The organism is Rhizobium sp. P2_G2, assembly GCF_056403555.1.
Genome location: NZ_JBFUFF010000003.1, coordinates 230631 through 246351, shown reverse-complemented (window position 1 = coordinate 246351; position 15721 = coordinate 230631). Strand labels below are relative to the sequence as shown.

Annotated in this window: 16 protein-coding genes; 8 read left to right on the top strand and 8 right to left on the bottom strand. The window is 60.0% G+C overall.

Annotated features, from left to right (window positions below; genetic code table 11):
* Both AC1D06_RS04805 and AC1D06_RS04800 read left to right on the top strand, forming a co-directional pair.
* A partial coding sequence (locus tag AC1D06_RS04805) for an amino acid--tRNA ligase-related protein (protein ID WP_477985359.1) occupies window positions 1-276 on the top strand: 276 nt, incomplete at its 5' end.
* A gap of 140 nt (window positions 277-416) precedes the next feature.
* The gene (locus tag AC1D06_RS04800) at window positions 417-728 is read left to right on the top strand and encodes a hypothetical protein (RefSeq protein ID WP_477985358.1); all 312 of its coding nucleotides are present in this window, start codon (window positions 417-419) and stop codon (window positions 726-728) included.
* A 47-nt stretch (window positions 729-775) separates the two neighbouring features.
* Here AC1D06_RS04800 and AC1D06_RS04795 read toward each other — a convergent pair whose 3' ends face one another.
* The 5 genes from AC1D06_RS04795 to AC1D06_RS04775 all read right to left on the bottom strand — a co-directional run bounded on the left by AC1D06_RS04795 (window position 776) and on the right by AC1D06_RS04775 (window position 6452).
* Complete coding sequence (locus tag AC1D06_RS04795) at window positions 776-1093, bottom strand: antibiotic biosynthesis monooxygenase family protein (protein ID WP_477883705.1); 318 nt, start codon at window positions 1091-1093, stop codon at window positions 776-778.
* Window positions 1094-1348: 255 nt separating this feature from the next.
* Window positions 1349-2314, bottom strand: coding sequence for an AraC family transcriptional regulator (locus AC1D06_RS04790; RefSeq protein ID WP_477985357.1), 966 nt, complete (start codon window positions 2312-2314; stop codon window positions 1349-1351).
* A 162-nt stretch (window positions 2315-2476) separates the two neighbouring features.
* Complete coding sequence (locus AC1D06_RS04785) at window positions 2477-2944, bottom strand: Rrf2 family transcriptional regulator (protein WP_477985356.1); 468 nt, start codon at window positions 2942-2944, stop codon at window positions 2477-2479.
* A gap of 124 nt (window positions 2945-3068) precedes the next feature.
* Window positions 3069-4313 carry an ABC transporter substrate-binding protein gene (locus tag AC1D06_RS04780; RefSeq protein ID WP_477883699.1) on the bottom strand — a complete coding sequence of 415 codons (1245 nt, stop codon included), beginning with the start codon at window positions 4311-4313 and terminating at the stop codon, window positions 3069-3071.
* Window positions 4314-4376: 63 nt separating this feature from the next.
* Complete coding sequence (locus AC1D06_RS04775) at window positions 4377-6452, bottom strand: putative bifunctional diguanylate cyclase/phosphodiesterase (RefSeq protein WP_477985355.1); 2076 nt, start codon at window positions 6450-6452, stop codon at window positions 4377-4379.
* Between the two features lie 806 nt (window positions 6453-7258).
* Here AC1D06_RS04775 and AC1D06_RS04770 point away from each other — a divergent pair.
* The 4 genes from AC1D06_RS04770 (at window position 7259) to AC1D06_RS04755 (ending at window position 11616) form a co-directional block, all read left to right on the top strand.
* Window positions 7259-9211: a methyl-accepting chemotaxis protein gene (locus AC1D06_RS04770; RefSeq protein WP_477883695.1), complete on the top strand. Its 1953-nt coding sequence runs from the start codon at window positions 7259-7261 to the stop codon at window positions 9209-9211.
* Between the two features lie 119 nt (window positions 9212-9330).
* Entirely contained in the window at window positions 9331-9579 is a 249-nt protein-coding gene (locus AC1D06_RS04765) for a hypothetical protein (protein WP_477883693.1), read from the top strand.
* Between the two features lie 204 nt (window positions 9580-9783).
* Window positions 9784-10542, top strand: a complete 759-nt coding sequence (locus AC1D06_RS04760) for a histidine phosphatase family protein (RefSeq protein WP_477985354.1) — start codon at window positions 9784-9786, stop codon at window positions 10540-10542.
* Window positions 10543-10800: 258 nt separating this feature from the next.
* Window positions 10801-11616: a class I SAM-dependent methyltransferase gene (locus AC1D06_RS04755; protein WP_477985353.1), complete on the top strand. Its 816-nt coding sequence runs from the start codon at window positions 10801-10803 to the stop codon at window positions 11614-11616.
* A gap of 73 nt (window positions 11617-11689) precedes the next feature.
* On the opposite strand, the gene AC1D06_RS04750 is transcribed toward AC1D06_RS04755, so the two are convergent.
* Window positions 11690-12568 (bottom strand): aldo/keto reductase family oxidoreductase, encoded by an 879-nt coding sequence (locus AC1D06_RS04750; RefSeq protein WP_477985352.1) that lies wholly within the window; start codon window positions 12566-12568, stop codon window positions 11690-11692.
* Window positions 12569-12684: 116 nt separating this feature from the next.
* Here AC1D06_RS04750 and AC1D06_RS04745 point away from each other — a divergent pair, with 116 nt between their 5' ends.
* Window positions 12685-13599, top strand: coding sequence for a LysR family transcriptional regulator (locus tag AC1D06_RS04745; protein ID WP_477985351.1), 915 nt, complete (start codon window positions 12685-12687; stop codon window positions 13597-13599).
* A 20-nt stretch (window positions 13600-13619) separates the two neighbouring features.
* Here AC1D06_RS04745 and AC1D06_RS04740 read toward each other — a convergent pair whose 3' ends face one another.
* Together AC1D06_RS04740 and AC1D06_RS04735 are read right to left on the bottom strand one after the other, a co-directional pair.
* On the bottom strand, window positions 13620-13769 hold the full coding sequence (locus tag AC1D06_RS04740) for a hypothetical protein (protein ID WP_477883683.1): 150 nt from the start codon (window positions 13767-13769) through the stop codon (window positions 13620-13622).
* 119 nt (window positions 13770-13888) lie between these two features.
* Window positions 13889-14791, bottom strand: a complete 903-nt coding sequence (locus tag AC1D06_RS04735; protein WP_477985350.1) for a cupin domain-containing protein — start codon at window positions 14789-14791, stop codon at window positions 13889-13891.
* A 98-nt stretch (window positions 14792-14889) separates the two neighbouring features.
* Between AC1D06_RS04735 and AC1D06_RS04730 the strand changes: the two genes are divergently transcribed.
* Window positions 14890-15630, top strand: a complete 741-nt coding sequence (locus tag AC1D06_RS04730) for an SDR family oxidoreductase (RefSeq protein WP_477985349.1) — start codon at window positions 14890-14892, stop codon at window positions 15628-15630.
* The last annotated feature ends 91 nt before the right edge of the window (window positions 15631-15721 follow it).

Below are 15721 nucleotides of genomic sequence, written 5' to 3'. Positions count from 1 at the left end.
ACCTATTGCAATGCCTGGGAGGTCGGCAACGCCTTCTCCGAACTCAACGATCCCGAAGAGCAGCGCCGCCGCATGGTCGAGCAGCTCGAACAGGCCCATGCCCGCGGCGAGAAGCAGAAGGAACTCGACGAGGAGTTTCTGGATGCCATGGACCAGGGCATGCCCCCGGCCGGTGGCCTGGGCATCGGCGTCGACCGGCTGATCATGATCCTCACCAACGCGCCGTCGATCCGCGACGTGATCCTGTTTCCGGCGCGGCGCAGCAAGGCGGATTGATCACGCGTTTTTGCTGGTATCTCGAAACGAAAGGCGGCCTCGACGGTCGCCTTTTATTTTGGCCGCCAGGCTGACAGGATGATAGAAGGGATCACCAGCCAACCGCGAGCCCTTCAATGCGACGAAAAGCGGAACTCATTGTGACAGGCAAGGGCTTCACGGTGCTTGCAAAATCCCGTGGCGATTACATCCCGTTCGATCAGATCAATGCGGTCGCTGTTTACAAATGGGATTTGATTACAGTGGACTTGATCTGTTGCGATATCTTCATTGTCTCCGAAGGCAAAGAGTTGTTCTGGACCGTCCACGAAGAGCTTCCCGGCTTCAACGAACTGATGGCTGAGCTGCAAAAGCTTCCCGGCTTCAGGCAGGATTGGTTCCAGGTCGTCGTTCAGCCGGCTTTTGTCGAAAATCGAGCCGTGGTCTTCGAGCGCACTGCGAATGTCGCGTGAGGCGCGAACATCTATGACAAAGGCGGCCCCTCGACCGCCCCCAAAAGTCATTTCTCCAGCGTAAAGACGCATTCGTAGAGCCCCGGATGCGCCTCGCCGTATTTCCGGTTGCCCTCGATCATGCCTTTGGCGCTGAGATGATGGAAGACGCGGGCTGCCGCGTCCATATCGCGGCTCTGGGCATAGTTGACGACGCGGGTGCCGTCGAGGCTCCTGTGCAGGCTGGCCGAGAGCCAGCCGTCCACCTCGCTTGCGGCCTTCGCCGCTTCGCCGAGATAGGCGAGCAGCGCTTCCTGCCCGCCGTCGGGCACGGTGAAGACGTTGATCTGGGTGATGATGCCGCTGTTGGCGCGGATGATGGGCATTTCGTTCTCCTTCGTTGGAAGGCATTTGCCCGGCGGAGAACGCGAAAAGACAGTCGCGCCAAGCCGCCGGGCAGATGCCGGTTGCTTGCCGCGGGTCCGCCCGGAGGCGGTACGGAGCTTCCATGGAGGAAGGGAACGGGCTGACCGATGCCGCTCCGGGTCCTTTTCGACAGGAGAAAGAATATCGGAGGTGGCAGAGCATCGCAAGTCGATCCGCCACCGATATGGGGCCGGAGCGGGCCTATCGTGCTCGGATCATATATTGCTCGCATGCCGTCTGGTGTCCGACGGGTTCTCCCCATAGACCGTCCGATAGGCGGCAGAAAAGCGCCCGAAGTGGAAGAAACCCCATTTGAGGCAGATGTCCTTGACGGAGGACCGGTTCGATGGGTCGAGCAGATCGCGGCGTACTGCACGCAAGCGAATGCTTCTGAGATAGGCGGCCGGTGTCATTTCTCTGAACGTTCGAAATCCCATTTCGAGCGCCCGGACGGAAACCCCGGCGGCCTTGGCCACCATGGGCATGGTGATGGGTTTTTCGATATTGGCATGCATGAAATCGATCGCGTGGCGGACATGCCGAGGTGCAATCGAAACGGCCTGTTTCGCCAGGAGATGGGAAAACCGGTGAGGGACGGTTCGGATGACCACATCGATCAGCACCTGGGTCAGATGCGACATGGCGAGCGACGAGCGAAGCAATGGTCCATTGTTGCGCATGCCGTGAGCGATGGTTCGCACGATGTTGTCGAAGAGCAGACCCGCCGGAGAAGCCAGATCCACCATCGGCGACAAATCCAGCGATCCCGAGAACGGCGTTTCGAGGATCGCAGATGCGGTCTGCACGACCGTTGCCCAATCGATGCGGATGATCTCCGATAGGTGTGACGAGCCGCGGACGACGACGCGCTCGGCTTGATGGTTGTGGGTCAGCAACAGCTTTCCGGGGGAGACATCATGCGTGGACCCGCCGATCTTCACATCGAAACCGCCAATGTGCGGCATCAGAACGGACAGCCATTCGGGCGACTCGGCAACCGCCTTGAGGTGCCATTCGGCCTGAAACTCGTTGGTCAGCAATGTCAGGGTATCATCGGTCCAAAGGCCGGTCTTCCAGGCGAAATTGGGCGCCGCGGCGATGGGCGATGCTTCGAATGGCCCGAACTGCCGGGAAAAGGTTTCAAGCATGTCATCGAATGTCGAGCCATGAAAGCGTGGCATGAATTCAAACGCCGACATGTCCGACATGATCAAACGAACCCGGCTGAAATCAGGTGCATTCAGAACCGCAAAAAATGGCTTCACGACTGCATGACGACATGCCATAAAATGCAGAAATCATAATATATACCGCAACTTAACAGATATCTGTATCTATATCTGTTACACACAGGAAGTAAACGGGTCGATGCGGTTTTCCACCGCTCCAGGCTGTTTTTTCCGGAGCCGAAATCTCGGACGCCATGTCGGCGATTGTCGTTTCAAGAGCTGCGCCTGCATGGCTTTCTCCACCTCCTCCAGCCGTTTCTGCAGGGCGGCGCGGATTTTTTCGCCTACCGGACACGGAGGTTTCGTCAATGGATGTAATGCGAAGACCGTTGCAGCTTCGTCGATTGCGCGGTGGGCATCGAGCAGGGTGATCTCGGGACTTGGCTTTGCCAACAATGCACCGCCGCCGGTGCCCATCTGCGATTTTGTCAGCCCCGCCTTCGCCAACTGCGACAGCTGGCGGCGGATGTGTGCGGGATTGGTCTTGACGCTCGATGCGATCGCGCCGGATGCCACCGGCTGCCCGTTCTGCGTCTGCAGGAAGACGAGGATATGCGTCGCGACGGTGAAACGGGTATTCATGAGGGAGGAGGCCTCGGAGACATGGCTAACACAGTTACACCCGCTCCGCACGGCAAGACGCCGTGCTCGACCATTCCCCCAAACTGGAGCATGTCGCATCTGACCCTGGGGATCGTAACGTCGCCTATCGCTGCATCAAGACATCGTAGAGCCGCTTCTGCGCTTGCTTTGAGGATATTTTCCGATCATTGAAGAAATCTCCCACCACGCCGATCCAGCCTTCGGACATCTGGCTCGGCATCGCCTGGGATTGGGCGCTCACCTCACCCTTCTTCGCTCTGAGCATCTTCAATCCAAACTGGCCGCAGCGGTCGAGGTCGCTCGGGTCGACGTCGGTCCGGACAGGAAGCGATCCTTTGAGCCGGCTGAAAGCGACCTGGTTGTCCGGGTTGAGGATCATGCGGGCGAAGGCACGCTGGGCTTCCGTCGTACCGTCCCGATTGGTAACCGGAAAGGCGAAGGCATCGATCACCATGAAATAGGCGATCGACGTGCCGGGAACGAGCATGCAGTCGAAGTCCTTGTCGACCTGATATTTGCGTACCCCAAGTTCGCCCTTCGCCCAGTCGCCCATGAACTGCATGCCTGCCTCGCCAGCGCCGACAGCCCTCGTCGCATCGGCCCAGGTTTTTTTCTTTCGCGCTTCCAGGGGCTCGACATAGTTCGACAAACGCGCAAGCATGTCGAGCGCCTCGATCATGCGCGGGTCCTGGACCAGAGCTGCGTCACCGCCCATGAGGCGAGCATAACCCTCGGGTCCGAATTTCTGATAGATGATGTCATTGAATATCAGAGACACCTCCCATCGCGCGCCGCCAAGAGCGATCGGAACATGACCGGCAGCCTTGATCTTCTCGGCGATGGTGAAAATATCCTCCCATGACTGCGGCAAGGTCACGCCGGCATCCCGAAAGACCTTCTTGCTCGTCCAGAGCCAGTTTTCCGCATGAATATTGGTCGGCGCGAAATAGACCTTGCCCTTATAGGATATCCGGTCGAGGACCGTTGCCGGCATGACATCGCGCCAGTGATCCGCCTGCGCGACGTCATCGATATCCTGGACGATTCCCATTTCCGGCAGTTCGCGCGAGCCCTCATTCGCATTCCACTGCATCACCGCCGGCGGATAGCCATTGGCGATGCGGTCGCTGACGATGCGCTGAACGGCAACCTTGTTTTCGGCGGGCATGTCAGCCCATTCATTGCCGGCGGCCTTCCAGGCCTTGCGGAATACATCGAGAGCGGCAGACTCGCTCTCCGATACCCAGAAATGCACCACATCGACCGACATTCCGCCGGCAAGCGCGGGTGCTGGTGCGCTTGCAGTGGCCAGCGCCACGGCAAGCCACATCCGCATCATTCTCTTCATTCGCTGTCCCCCTTCGTTCATAAGTTTCATTGCTCCCCCGAGCACGGAATTGCCTGCACGCAATCAGCCGGCGACCTGCTTCATTGGTCGGGATGGCCGGCGCCTTCCCGGAGCAGAGATGGCCAGGCGTTCGACAGCGGCTGACGCGGGTTCAGGCCTGGCATAAAAATAGCCCTGGCCGATGTCGCAGCCGGCACTGAGAAGGAAATCGCGTTGCGTCTCATTTTCGATACCTTCGGCAACACAACGTTTGCCTAGGTTGCGTGCGAGATCGATCATCGCCCGTACGATCTGCTCGGAACGCAGGTCATCGCCGAGATCCTTGACGAAGCTGCGGTCGATCTTCAGCTCATCGAACGGAAAATCCCGCAGATGTACCAGGGACGCAAAGCCGGTGCCGAAATCATCCAGGGAGACCGACATGCCGCGTTGCCGGAACCGTGTAATCGTCTCCAATATCTGATCGGCGCCGCGATTGAGAAAAACGTCTTCCGTGACTTCGACGGCAAAATCGCGCCATTCCAGCCGATTGGCCCCAACAGCCGCGGCAATGAGATCGTAGCCGTCCCCGCCGACCAGCAGCACTTCGGGAAGGTTGATCGCCACGGAACCCGGGCGCAGCCCGGCAGCCTTCCACTCCCTGAGATCGCGGGCGACGATGTTGACGACTGAGCGCGTCATGCTGCGGATGAGATGCGACCCTTCCATAAGTGGCAGGAAGCGACCTGGCGGCAGAATGCCGAGCCGGGGATGATGCCAGCGCACCAACGCCTCGAAGCCGAGATGTTCTCCTGTCTGGAGATTGATCTTTTGCTGGTAATAAACCAGGTATTCGTTGCGGTCGGCAGCGAAGGCAAGGGCAGCCGCGAGCTGGTTCTCTTCCAGACGCTGTGCAAGCGATGCTTCGTCGAAGATCACCGCCGTATTGCGCTTGGCCTTTGCCGCATAGAGCGCGAGATCGGCGATGCGCATCAGGGTTGGTTCGTCTGCGGCGTGTTCGGGGACCACTGCTCCGCCAATGCTGGCTGAAACGGGCAAAAGCCTGCCTTCGAAATAGCAGTCCGTCGCGATTGCCGTTACCGCGCGTTTGGAAAGCGCCTCCAGCGCCGTCGCGTCGACAAGGCCGGGCACCAGGATTGCGAATTCGTCGCCGCCGAGCCTCGCCACGATATCGGTGGCGCGACAGGTGCCCTGCAGCATGCGGGCAACGTGACGGAGAACGGCATCCCCTGCCGGATGGCCGAAACTGTCATTGATGCCTTTGAAATGGTCGAGGTCGACCAGCAGCATCGAGAAGCCTGCACCGGTCTGTTCAACCGCATCGAAAAGCGCGCCCAGCGCGTCATTGAAGGCGGAGCGGTTGCTGAGATCGGTGAGCACATCGGTATGCGCCTGATGGGTCAGCTTGGTTTCGAAATCGATCGTCAGCCGATGCTCGTTGCGAAGCTTCTTCAAAAGCGGCATGAACAGAACCGCGGTTGCCAGAATGAGTGCGGCGGCAGTCAGGCCGAGAAGAACCGCGCTGATCAGACGCGCATGATCTATGCTGCCGTCGCTACGGGCATGCGCGCTCTCGATCAGCGCGCCGAACTGGCGCATCATCACGCTGTCCGAGGAGGCGGCGAAATCGATCGGTCCCCAGAAGGAATAGCGCTGGCGCCGGTCTTCCAGACTTGCCGACACCACCCGCTCTGCCCGGTCGAGAAAAGCGTCGAGGCGTCCGGCAAGGTCGAGACGCATCTTTTCTGACGCCACATCCCGCGGATTGAGCTTTTCGAGAAGATTTCGTTCTATCGCGTCGTGCAGTTCGTTCAACCGTCCGGTCATGGCGCGGATGTCGCTGATCGCCTTGCGAACATCCTCCACCATCGGCTTGACGATATATCCGGGCATGTCCGCATCGGCTGAAGCGCGCATGACCGCGCGCGTCTGGTTGGAAAGCTGTTGGAACCGGATGAACTGGCGCTCCGTCAGATAGCTGATGTCCTGCTGCAGCGAATGGCGATCGAGCGCGATTTCGACGGTCTGGTAGGTGGCGCCGATCAACCCGGTCATGACGACAACGGCGGTGATATAGTGGCGCCCGATGGAGCGGATATATCCCTCCACAGACGGGTGAGGTTTTCCGGATGACGGCATTTCATCTCCCGCATAGCCCGTTCGCCATAGACGCGTCCAAATGCCAGGCATGGGGGATGTCTTGCTGCGAGCAGGCAAGGGTAGCTTCATGGCGATCCTCCTGATCGCAATGGCGGCCGGTCGGTCATCCGTCCGGTCGAGTTCTCAGTGGAAGGGCCGCACAAGTCATTCGGGCGGAATTTGCGGGCCTGGCAACGTCGTCGATAGATGACGGTCAATGCAGCAAGCGCTGACCAATTAGCCAATACGAAACTTAATAAAATGCTGCGTCTGGCATCATATTCTGCCTTATTTTCGCAAAAATGATCAAATCTCGTAAAGTGGATATCGACGTTTGACGAAACTCAATTTCGTTATTTCTAATATTATAATCAAGTACTTGATAAAATTGCAGTCTAAATATCCGTATTTCCCCCTCTCGTCCGAAATTTACCTACATTTATTCATTATGGATTTGCTTATATATTGTCGGATGAATCTCTTTTCCATGCCGCCGCAGGTCAAACCTTGAAATCCGTATCCATTTTCTGCGCTACCTATCCTGATCGCGCAATCGTTTGCGCAACCTTGCAAAACTAAACTTTTTATTAGTTTTTACAGGATGTTTGTCGACTAAAGCCGCGGCTGAAAAGCACCCTTCTTCGAGATCGAAGACAGTGCCGAATGCGGTCGAGGCATGGAGAGATCGAATGAAATCGCTCCCTCATCATGACGGCCAGCAGAGCATGAAGACTTCCAGCTGCCGGAACGCGGGATTTCGAACAATGCTCAAAAGCCTCTTCTCTCGGATAAGCACGAAATTGGCCATGCTCTCCGGCCTGGGCATTTTTCTTGTGGCGGCGATGCTCCTTGCGGCCTGGCATGGTGCTCAGCTGGTCAGCGAACGTTCGACCTACCAGAGGGATATGCTGATCGTGTCGCGCGATCTGGTCGATGCCAAGGCATCGTTGCGCGGCATGCAAATCGGAGTCCGCGATCTGCGTCTTGCCACGTCCGAAGAGGACATTGCTTCAGCCAATGACTACATCGCTGCACGCCATCACTCTGTGATCAAATATTTGAACGATGCGCTGGATGAATTGCGGCTGCAGGAGAACAAGGATCGAGTCATTCGGCTGAAAACCCTGGCGGAAAATTATTTCGCTACGGCCGGCGACATGGGCAAGGTGGTGAAGATCAAGATTCACCCCAATGCTGGCGATCCGCCCGTTGCCGCAACGGAGAAGGAGGTCCAGGCGAAACTGCTGGCGATTGCCGGCGAGGTATCGAAGCTGATCGACGAAGGCGTGGACGCGGCGAAGGCAATGGCGCTCGAGGCTCAGCAAGAAGCGGAGGACGCGTCCGCTCTGGCAATTCATGTCAATCTCGGCATCGGCATCGTGACTATCCTGACGCTGATGGCCGCCGCTGTTTTCGGTCACCGTTCGATCGCAAGGCCGATTGGCGAGATCACCGCGACCATGAATATCCTTGCCAAGGACAAGCTCGATACGAACATCCCCTTTGCCACCAGGAGCGACGAAATCGGCGAGATAGCCCGCGCCGTCGAGGTGTTCAAGCAGAACAGCATCGAGGTCAGGGACCTCGATGCGGCAGGTACGACGAAGCGGCTGAAGGTCATCGAAATGCAGGAGAATCTCGACGCCGTCATTGCTGCCGCTGCTGCGGGTGACTTTTCACGCCGCGCGTCGGAGGATTTTGGCTATCCGGACCTCAATCGCATCACTGTCGGTCTCAACGCACTGATCGTCTCGGTCGATCGTGGTGTCTCCGAGACGCACCGTGTCGTTGCGGCGCTGTCCGAGGGCGATCTGACCAGAGGCATGACGGGCGAGTTCCAAGGCGCCTTTGGTGAACTTAAGGACAACGTCAATCAGACGATGGCCAACCTGCGCTCCGTGCTGGGTGAGGTGCGGACGGCGACCGACATGATCAATGGCGGTGAGATGAGGATCGCCTCCGGCGATCTGTCGAAACGCACCGAGCAGCAGGCGGCTTCGCTGGAAGAAACCTCCGCGGCTCTGGAAGAGATCAGCGTCGCCGTGACGAGTTCCACCGCACGAGCGCTGGAGGCGAGCCGCATGGTAGACGAGGCGCGCAGGAGCACGGAGCAGTCGAGTGCCGTCGTCAAGGATGCGGTGGCGGCGATGGGCAAGATCGAGAAGGCTTCCGGCGAAATCAGTCAGATCATCAGCGTCATCGATGAAATCGCCTTCCAGACCAACCTCTTGGCGCTCAATGCCGGCGTCGAGGCGGCGCGCGCCGGCGAAGCCGGCAAGGGGTTTGCCGTTGTCGCTCAGGAAGTGCGCGAACTGGCACAGCGATCCGCCAATGCCGCAAAGGACATCAAGGGACTGATCAATCGTTCCGGAGAGGCAGTGACCTCTGGTGTCAGGCTGGTGATGGCCACCGGCGAGACGCTGGACCAGATTCAGGGCCATGTGATCACAATCAACGAGCATGTTCATTCCATCGCCACTGCGGCACGGGAGCAGTCGACCGGACTTGGCGAGGTCAGCACCGCTGTCAACCAAATGGATCAGGTGACGCAGCAGAACGCGGCAATGGTGGAGGAATCGACTGCGGCGACGAGCCGGCTGGCAGACGAGGCCGCCACTCTCGCCAGGCTGGTCGCCCGCTTCCGGCTCGACGCCGCTCAAGCCGCACCGCGCCCGGCGACCAGCGGAAGCAGGCATGTGGCTTCACCGGCCCACGAACTTGCCCGAAAACTGGCCGGGGCCTTTGGCGGAAGGGGCTGAATTGGCACCCACGCGCATGGCATGCAGAAAGGGGAGCATTCCCAGAAGGACCGCTCGCGCACATCGAGTGATCCAAAACGCGTTCATCTTAAACTTCGGTACCCAAACTGGATAGGGTTATGTCAAATATCGTCTCGTTCCCTCACTCCATCCCAACAAGCGTGGATAGCATTTCTCAAGAATTCATGGCGGCCGGGTCAATTGAACTTGATGCGCGCAACATGGAACTTCTGCGTAAAATGCTGGACAAGTTACATATGGAAATCCAACAGCTGAAGCGGGAGCTTGTTGACGGCGCAGCTTCGGCGGGAAAATCCGAGGCAGGGCCATGCCAGGGGACTGCATCGCCATTCATCTCACCTGGTTAGATTCGAGGAAGAGATGCTCTAGCGATGACCGAGATTGATGATCTGGAAGAATTCGGTTGGTCGCGGGTGTCGTCGTTGATCGATCATCTCGTTGAGACTCCCGCAATCTGGGGCGCTGGCCGGCGAATCGAACGAACGGGTTGCCCGCAGCTTCGCCGGCGTTCATGATCGAGCTGTTGCAAACCAGACAGTCCGGAACCTTCGATGCGTATCTTCCTCGTTCGTCACGGTGAATCCCTCGGTAACCTCGACGAACAAGCCTATCGGCAATTCGGTGATCACAATGTGCCGCTCACGCAGTTTGGCTATCGGCAGGCATTGGACGCCGGCCGGGCGATCGCATCCTATTTGAATGCGCCGCAGCGCCCGGGTTTCCGCAAACTCCGCATCTGGTATTCGCCCTATCTCAGGACCAGGCAGACCAGGGATGCCTTGCTCGAAGTCCTGCCCAGTGAGTCTGTGGGCGCGGTTCATGAGGACTATCTGCTGCGCGAGCAGGATTTCGGCCTGTTCACCGAGATTTACGATCAGGCCGAGCAGAAGCAAAAATTTCCCGACGAATTCGAGAAATGGGCCAGGCTGCGCAACAATAGCGGAAAATTCTACGCCAGGCCTCCCGACGGCGAAAGCCGGGCGGATGTGGCGCAACGGATGCGTCTGTTTCTCCAGACGATCATGCATGATATCGGAAGCGGCAACGACGATGTGGTGATCGTCGGCCATGGCGTCACCAACCGAGCCTTTGAAATGAGCTTCCTTCACTATCCCGTGGAGTGGTTCGAGCGCTCGGGCAATCCCGGCAATGCCGATGTCACATTGGTGGAGGGGACGCATGCACAAGGCTACACATCCGCCTTGCTGCATCATGGGGTGGATCGTCAGCCCGGGCAGCAGGATGAATTGCGGGAGGCCTATGGCGCGGAGTTGAAAATCGTCTCTCCGCCGGACAGTCTGGCGCGCTGACGCGGCCGAGCCGTCACACGAACATCGCCAATCCTGTCTATCGACTGCATCGCTGAAACTTTGCCACATTGAAAGAGCTGCGCTTCTTTGGCAGAAAAGACCCGCCTTACGCAGCATCATCGATATCCCGCATCGCCCTGTTTTAGGTCCTGTTCACCCAACTCCTTCGAATGGTCAGGCTCCTTCAAGAGGGGTGGGCCGTCTTCGGCGTAGAGAGGTAGCGGCAATGCGGCCAAGGAGATACAAGGACATGACCCGATGAACGACCTGTCTGTGGAAAGCTCCGAGACGCTCACTCTCAAAATACCGCCGTTGCAGCCGGATCGATTTCGGTCTGCCGCGGCCTTCTACGAGAGAGGCCGCGTGCGCTATGCCGATGCGCTGATTCAGCGCGTCGCGCAGGTCGCCGGCTTGCAGCCGGGAGACCGCGTGCTCGATCTGGGCTGTGGTCCGGCGATCCTGTCCCGCCGTTTTGCCGCGCTTGGCTGCGATGTCGTGGCGATGGACCCGTCGACGGATATGCTGGATGCCGGGCGGGAAATGGCAGGCGATATGCCGGGGATCACCTTCGTGCAGGGGAGTTCCTACGATCTCGATCCGGCTATGGGCTCGTTCCAGCTGGTCGTCATGGGGCGGTCCTTTCACTGGATGGACCGCATGGACACGCTCAACCGGCTCGATGGGATGATTGTACCGACCGGCGCCGTTGCGCTGTTTCATGATTCCGCCCCTGATATTCCCGCCAATGCCTGGCGCAAGCGCTGGGAGGAGGTTCGCGAGGGTTTCGAGGCCAATTCCGGGCCGCATGCGCGCGGCGACGATTGGGTCCGGCATGAGGCGGTGCTGATCAATTCGGTGTTTTGCCGTCTGGAGCGGTTCGGTGTCATCGAGCGGCGAGACATCGATGTCGAGACGCTGGTCGAGCGGACGCTCTCCATGTCCTCCACTTCGCCGTCGCATATGGGCGACAAGACCGCCGCGCTGGTCGAGGAAATCCGGTCCGAATTTTCCGGGATACGGGAAGAAGTGGTGGAGACCGAGGCCTTGGTGGCGTGGCGGTCTGACAGTCGCTGAGGACCGTTGCGCAAGGTCCGAAGTCCTGCGGGAGACGCGGGGCGGAATTGCCGCCCGCGTCTCCCGTCCATCGTCAAGCCGCTTTGCTGGCGGCAATGCCATCGAGTTCCGCCATCGTCTCGGCAGAAAGCGAGATGTCGGCCGTGGCGAGGTTTTCCCGGAGATGGGCGCGCGACGAGGTGCCTGGGATCAGCAGGATATTCGGCGCACGCTTCAACAGCCAGGCAAGCGCTATCTGCATCGGCGTCGCGCCGAGGCGAGCGGCGACATCTGATAGCGTCGAGGACTGCAACGGCGAGAAGCCGCCGAGCGGGAAGAAGGGAACATAAGCTGTGCCCTTCGCTGCCAACTGATCGACCAGCGCATCGTCGCTGCGATTGGCGAGATTGTACTGGTTCTGGACGCAGACGATGTCGGTGATCTTGCGGCCGTCCTCGATCTGCTTCGCCGTGACATTGGAGAGGCCGATATGCTTGATCAGGCCCTGATGATGCAGCTCGGCGAGCGCCGAAAGCGGCGCCTCGAGCGATCCCTCCGCCGGCCCATGGACGCTGAACATGGCGCGCAAGTTGACCACTTCCATCACGTCGAGGCCGAGATTCCTGAGATTGTCGTGGATCGCCTGCGTCAACTCCTCCTTCGAGAAGGCAGTGTTCCAGGAGGCGTCGGCGCCGCGCCGTGCGCCGACCTTGGTGACGATCACAAGGTTGTCCCTGTAGGGATGAAGGGCCTCCCTGATGATCTCATTGGTGACATGCGGGCCGTAGAAATCGCTGGTGTCGATGTGGTTGACGCCGCTTTCCACGGCCTCGCGCAACACCGCCACGGCTTCGGCGCGATCTTTGGGCGGTCCGAAGACGCCCTTGCCGGCAAGCTGCATTGCGCCATAGCCAAGCCGGTTGACCATGCGGTCGCCGAGCTCATAGGTTCCGGATTTTTCAATATTGGACATGATCTGGTCTCCGATTGAAAGACAGGAATGCAGATAGGCCTCTATCGATTTCACGACAACCGACTATAATCCGGACGGGCTGTCCGGAATTACGGACAATGTTGGGGGGACGGGATATGAAGCCGGGAAAGTTGGAGTTGGGGGATGTCAGTGCGTTCCTGGCCGTGGCGCGCGCAGGCGGTTTTCGCGAGGCGGCGCGGGCAAGCGACATGAGTTCATCGGTGCTCAGCGACGCGGTCAGGCGGCTCGAAACCGAGCTTGGCGTGCGGCTCTTCAATCGCACGACGCGCAGCGTTGTGCCGACGGAAGCCGGCCGCGGCCTGATGCAGCGCCTCGGCCCCGCCATCGGTGAGATCGATGCCGCGCTCGACTTCGCCAGGGGCTTTCGCGATCGTGCGGCCGGCACGCTCAAGCTCAATGTCCCCGTCAGTGCGGCGCGCCTGGTGCTGCCGCGCATCGTGCCGCCTTTCCTCGCCGCCTATCCCGACATAAGGCTGGAAATCGCCACCGACGAAAGTTTCGTCGACATCATTGCCGCCGGCTTCGATGCCGGCATCCGCTACGAGGAACGGCTGGAGCAGGACATGATCGCCGTGCCGATCGGTCCACGTGTCCAGCAGTTCGCCACCGCCGCCTCGCCTGCCTATCTGGCAGCGCGTGGACGGCCTGAGCATCCGCGCGACCTCCTGGCACATGCCTGCATCCGCGGCCGGTTCGCCAGCGGCGCCATCATCGAATGGGAGTTCGAACGCGACGGCGACGTGGTGAAGATCGACCCGCCCGGCCCGCTGATGGTGGAAGCCGGCGGCGCCACGGAACTGGGGATCGCGGCGGCGATTGCCGGAACAGGCGTCATCAAGCTGTTCGAGGATTGGCTCAGGCCGCATTTCGAAAGCGGCGCGCTCGAACCGGTACTGGAGCCCTGGTGGCAAAGCTTTTCCGGACCCTTCCTCTACTATCCCGGCCGCCGGCTGGTGCCTGCGCCGCTCCGCGCTTTCATCGATTTCGCCAAGGCGATGTCCGGGGCGTGAGCGGCCGCTTGCCGGTCGGGTCAGTGGTGCTTGAAATACTGCACCTCGCGCTCGTGTTTCTCGGCGTCCTCGCGCGATTTGAATGTGCCGAGATTTCTGCGCTTGTGGGTCTTCGGATCGATCTTGCGCGAATAGAGACGGTATTCACCGGATTTCAGCTTGCGGATCATGGCGGCCTCCTCATTTCTGTCGGTAGAATTCGACAAGGTCCGGTTGGTTCCTCCAAGCGTGCGGACGACATTCGGCGAGATAGGGCGAGGGCTTTACTGACAATCCGAGCACAGTCGGCTTATCGTTCCGCCGTCTCGCGCGCATAGTGCGTCGGTGGCAATCCGACGAAGCGCGTGAACGCAACGCTGAATGCACTTGCGGAGCCATATCCGACACGTTCGGCAATTTCCTTCACACCAGTCCTGCCGCGAAGCAGCAGGTTTTTCGCCAGTGCCATGCGCCATGACAGCAGGTATTCCATGGGCGCTATACCCACCGCGCGTCGGAAGCGATCGAAGAATGCGGACCGGGAAAGAGCGGCCGCCTGCGCCAATTGCTCCACCGTCCAGTCATGTGTCGGCTTCTCGTGCATCAGGCGAATCGCGGCCGCCAGGCGCTCGTCGGCAAGGCCGCGCAGAAGACCAGGGGAGGTCGACGTCCCGGCAGTGGAGCGCAGCGCCTCGACAAGCAGAACCTCCATGAGGCGTGTCAGGATCGCCTCCCGCGCCGGCCGCTCGGAGCGGGCCTCGTCTCCCAGCAGCTTGACGATCATGCCGAGCCGTCTTTCACCACGCACATGGATGAGTTTCGGCAGCAGCGATACGAGCAGGGCCGCATCCGGTGAGCCGAAAACGAAGTGGCCAACCAGCAGCCGGACATTGATCGGAGCATCGGGATCGCCGAGCCTCACCTCACCGGGGAGATGGGTAATGGAGAGCGGATCTCTGCCGTCCACTGCCGGCGCGAGGCTCGACATCACGAAGCCATGGACCGCCGGGATCAGGACGAAATCGCCTTCGCCAAGCTCGATTGGTTCCTGCCCGTCGATGGCGAGGCGGGACGAGCCTTCGAGAATGGCGCAGTAAAAGGGCTGCCCGGCGTCCTGGCGCTCGACACGCCATGCGCCAGCGCCGCTGACCATCTTTGAGAAGGCAGCGCTGGGCTGGAGCAATGTCACCACTTCGGCAAACGGATCGACCATTTCAAGACTCTTGCGAATGCTAACTGGACTTTCGATTATAGCAAGTCCGGCCCGCGAGATCTAGATTCCAATCCGTACACAGCACAGAAGGAACTGCCATGAAAACCGTCCTCATCACCGGTTGCTCGTCCGGATTCGGCGCCGATACCGCCAGATATTTCCTCGAACGGAATTGGAAGGTCGTTGCGACGATGCGTGACCCCCGCGAGGATGTCCTGCCTCGCTCCGAGCATCTGAAGATCATCCCGCTCGACGTCACCGATCCCCAGAGCATTCACACCGCCGTCGAGGCCGCGGGGCCGGTCGACGTCGTCGTCAACAATGCCGGGATCGGCTGGCTGAATGCGCTCGAGGGCACATCGATGGATGTCACCCGTGACCTGTTCGAAACCAATACGCTCGGTACGATGGCCATGACCCAGGCAGTGCTGCCGCAGTTCCGGGAACGGAAGGCCGGCGTCGTCATCAACGTCACGTCGAGCGTCACCTTGAAGCCGCTGCCGCTGCTTTCCGTCTATACCGCCAGCAAGGCGGCGGTGAACGCCTTCACCGAAGTGCTGGCGCTGGAGCTGGAACCGTTCGGTGTCCGCGCGCACATCGTATTGCCCGGCCGGTCGCCCGAGACCCGGTTCGGGGAAAATGCGCGCTCCCGCATGCAGGGCGGCTTTCCGGAGCCCTATGGCGATCTGGTGCAGCGCGTCTTCGCCGGATGGCAGCAGGATCAGTCTCCGCTCACGCGGTCGATCGACGTGGCAGAGGCCGTCTGGCGGGCGGCGACCGATCCGTCATCGCCGATGCGCATTCCGGCCGGTGCGGATGCCGTGGCCTTGGCCGGGTGAGCGAGGCCCTCTCTGGCCTGCCGGCGCTCGGCGCTGCAATCGATTCACTGGATCGATTGCTCCGCTTCGCGGACCGCGCCTCACCCCGCCA

What these genes read in the sequence shown, in the direction of transcription:
- AC1D06_RS04780 (WP_477883699.1), bottom strand. Translation starts at nt 4,313, where the DNA reads ATGAAGAGAATGATGCGGATGTGGCTTGCCGTGGCGCTGGCCACTGCA.
- AC1D06_RS04740 (WP_477883683.1), bottom strand. Translation starts at nt 13,769, where the DNA reads ATGATCCGCAAGCTGAAATCCGGTGAATACCGTCTCTATTCGCGCAAG.
- AC1D06_RS04765 (WP_477883693.1), top strand. Translation starts at nt 9,331, where the DNA reads ATGTCAAATATCGTCTCGTTCCCTCACTCCATCCCAACAAGCGTGGAT.
- AC1D06_RS04770 (WP_477883695.1), top strand. Translation starts at nt 7,259, where the DNA reads ATGCTCTCCGGCCTGGGCATTTTTCTTGTGGCGGCGATGCTCCTTGCG.
- AC1D06_RS04775 (WP_477985355.1), bottom strand. Translation starts at nt 6,452, where the DNA reads ATGCCGTCATCCGGAAAACCTCACCCGTCTGTGGAGGGATATATCCGC.
- AC1D06_RS04760 (WP_477985354.1), top strand. Translation starts at nt 9,784, where the DNA reads ATGCGTATCTTCCTCGTTCGTCACGGTGAATCCCTCGGTAACCTCGAC.
- AC1D06_RS04790 (WP_477985357.1), bottom strand. Translation starts at nt 2,314, where the DNA reads ATGCCACGCTTTCATGGCTCGACATTCGATGACATGCTTGAAACCTTT.
- AC1D06_RS04795 (WP_477883705.1), bottom strand. Translation starts at nt 1,093, where the DNA reads ATGCCCATCATCCGCGCCAACAGCGGCATCATCACCCAGATCAACGTC.
- AC1D06_RS04735 (WP_477985350.1), bottom strand. Translation starts at nt 14,791, where the DNA reads ATGGTCGATCCGTTTGCCGAAGTGGTGACATTGCTCCAGCCCAGCGCT.
- AC1D06_RS04785 (WP_477985356.1), bottom strand. Translation starts at nt 2,944, where the DNA reads ATGAATACCCGTTTCACCGTCGCGACGCATATCCTCGTCTTCCTGCAG.
- AC1D06_RS04745 (WP_477985351.1), top strand. Translation starts at nt 12,685, where the DNA reads ATGAAGCCGGGAAAGTTGGAGTTGGGGGATGTCAGTGCGTTCCTGGCC.
- AC1D06_RS04730 (WP_477985349.1), top strand. Translation starts at nt 14,890, where the DNA reads ATGAAAACCGTCCTCATCACCGGTTGCTCGTCCGGATTCGGCGCCGAT.
- AC1D06_RS04755 (WP_477985353.1), top strand. Translation starts at nt 10,801, where the DNA reads ATGAACGACCTGTCTGTGGAAAGCTCCGAGACGCTCACTCTCAAAATA.
- AC1D06_RS04750 (WP_477985352.1), bottom strand. Translation starts at nt 12,568, where the DNA reads ATGTCCAATATTGAAAAATCCGGAACCTATGAGCTCGGCGACCGCATG.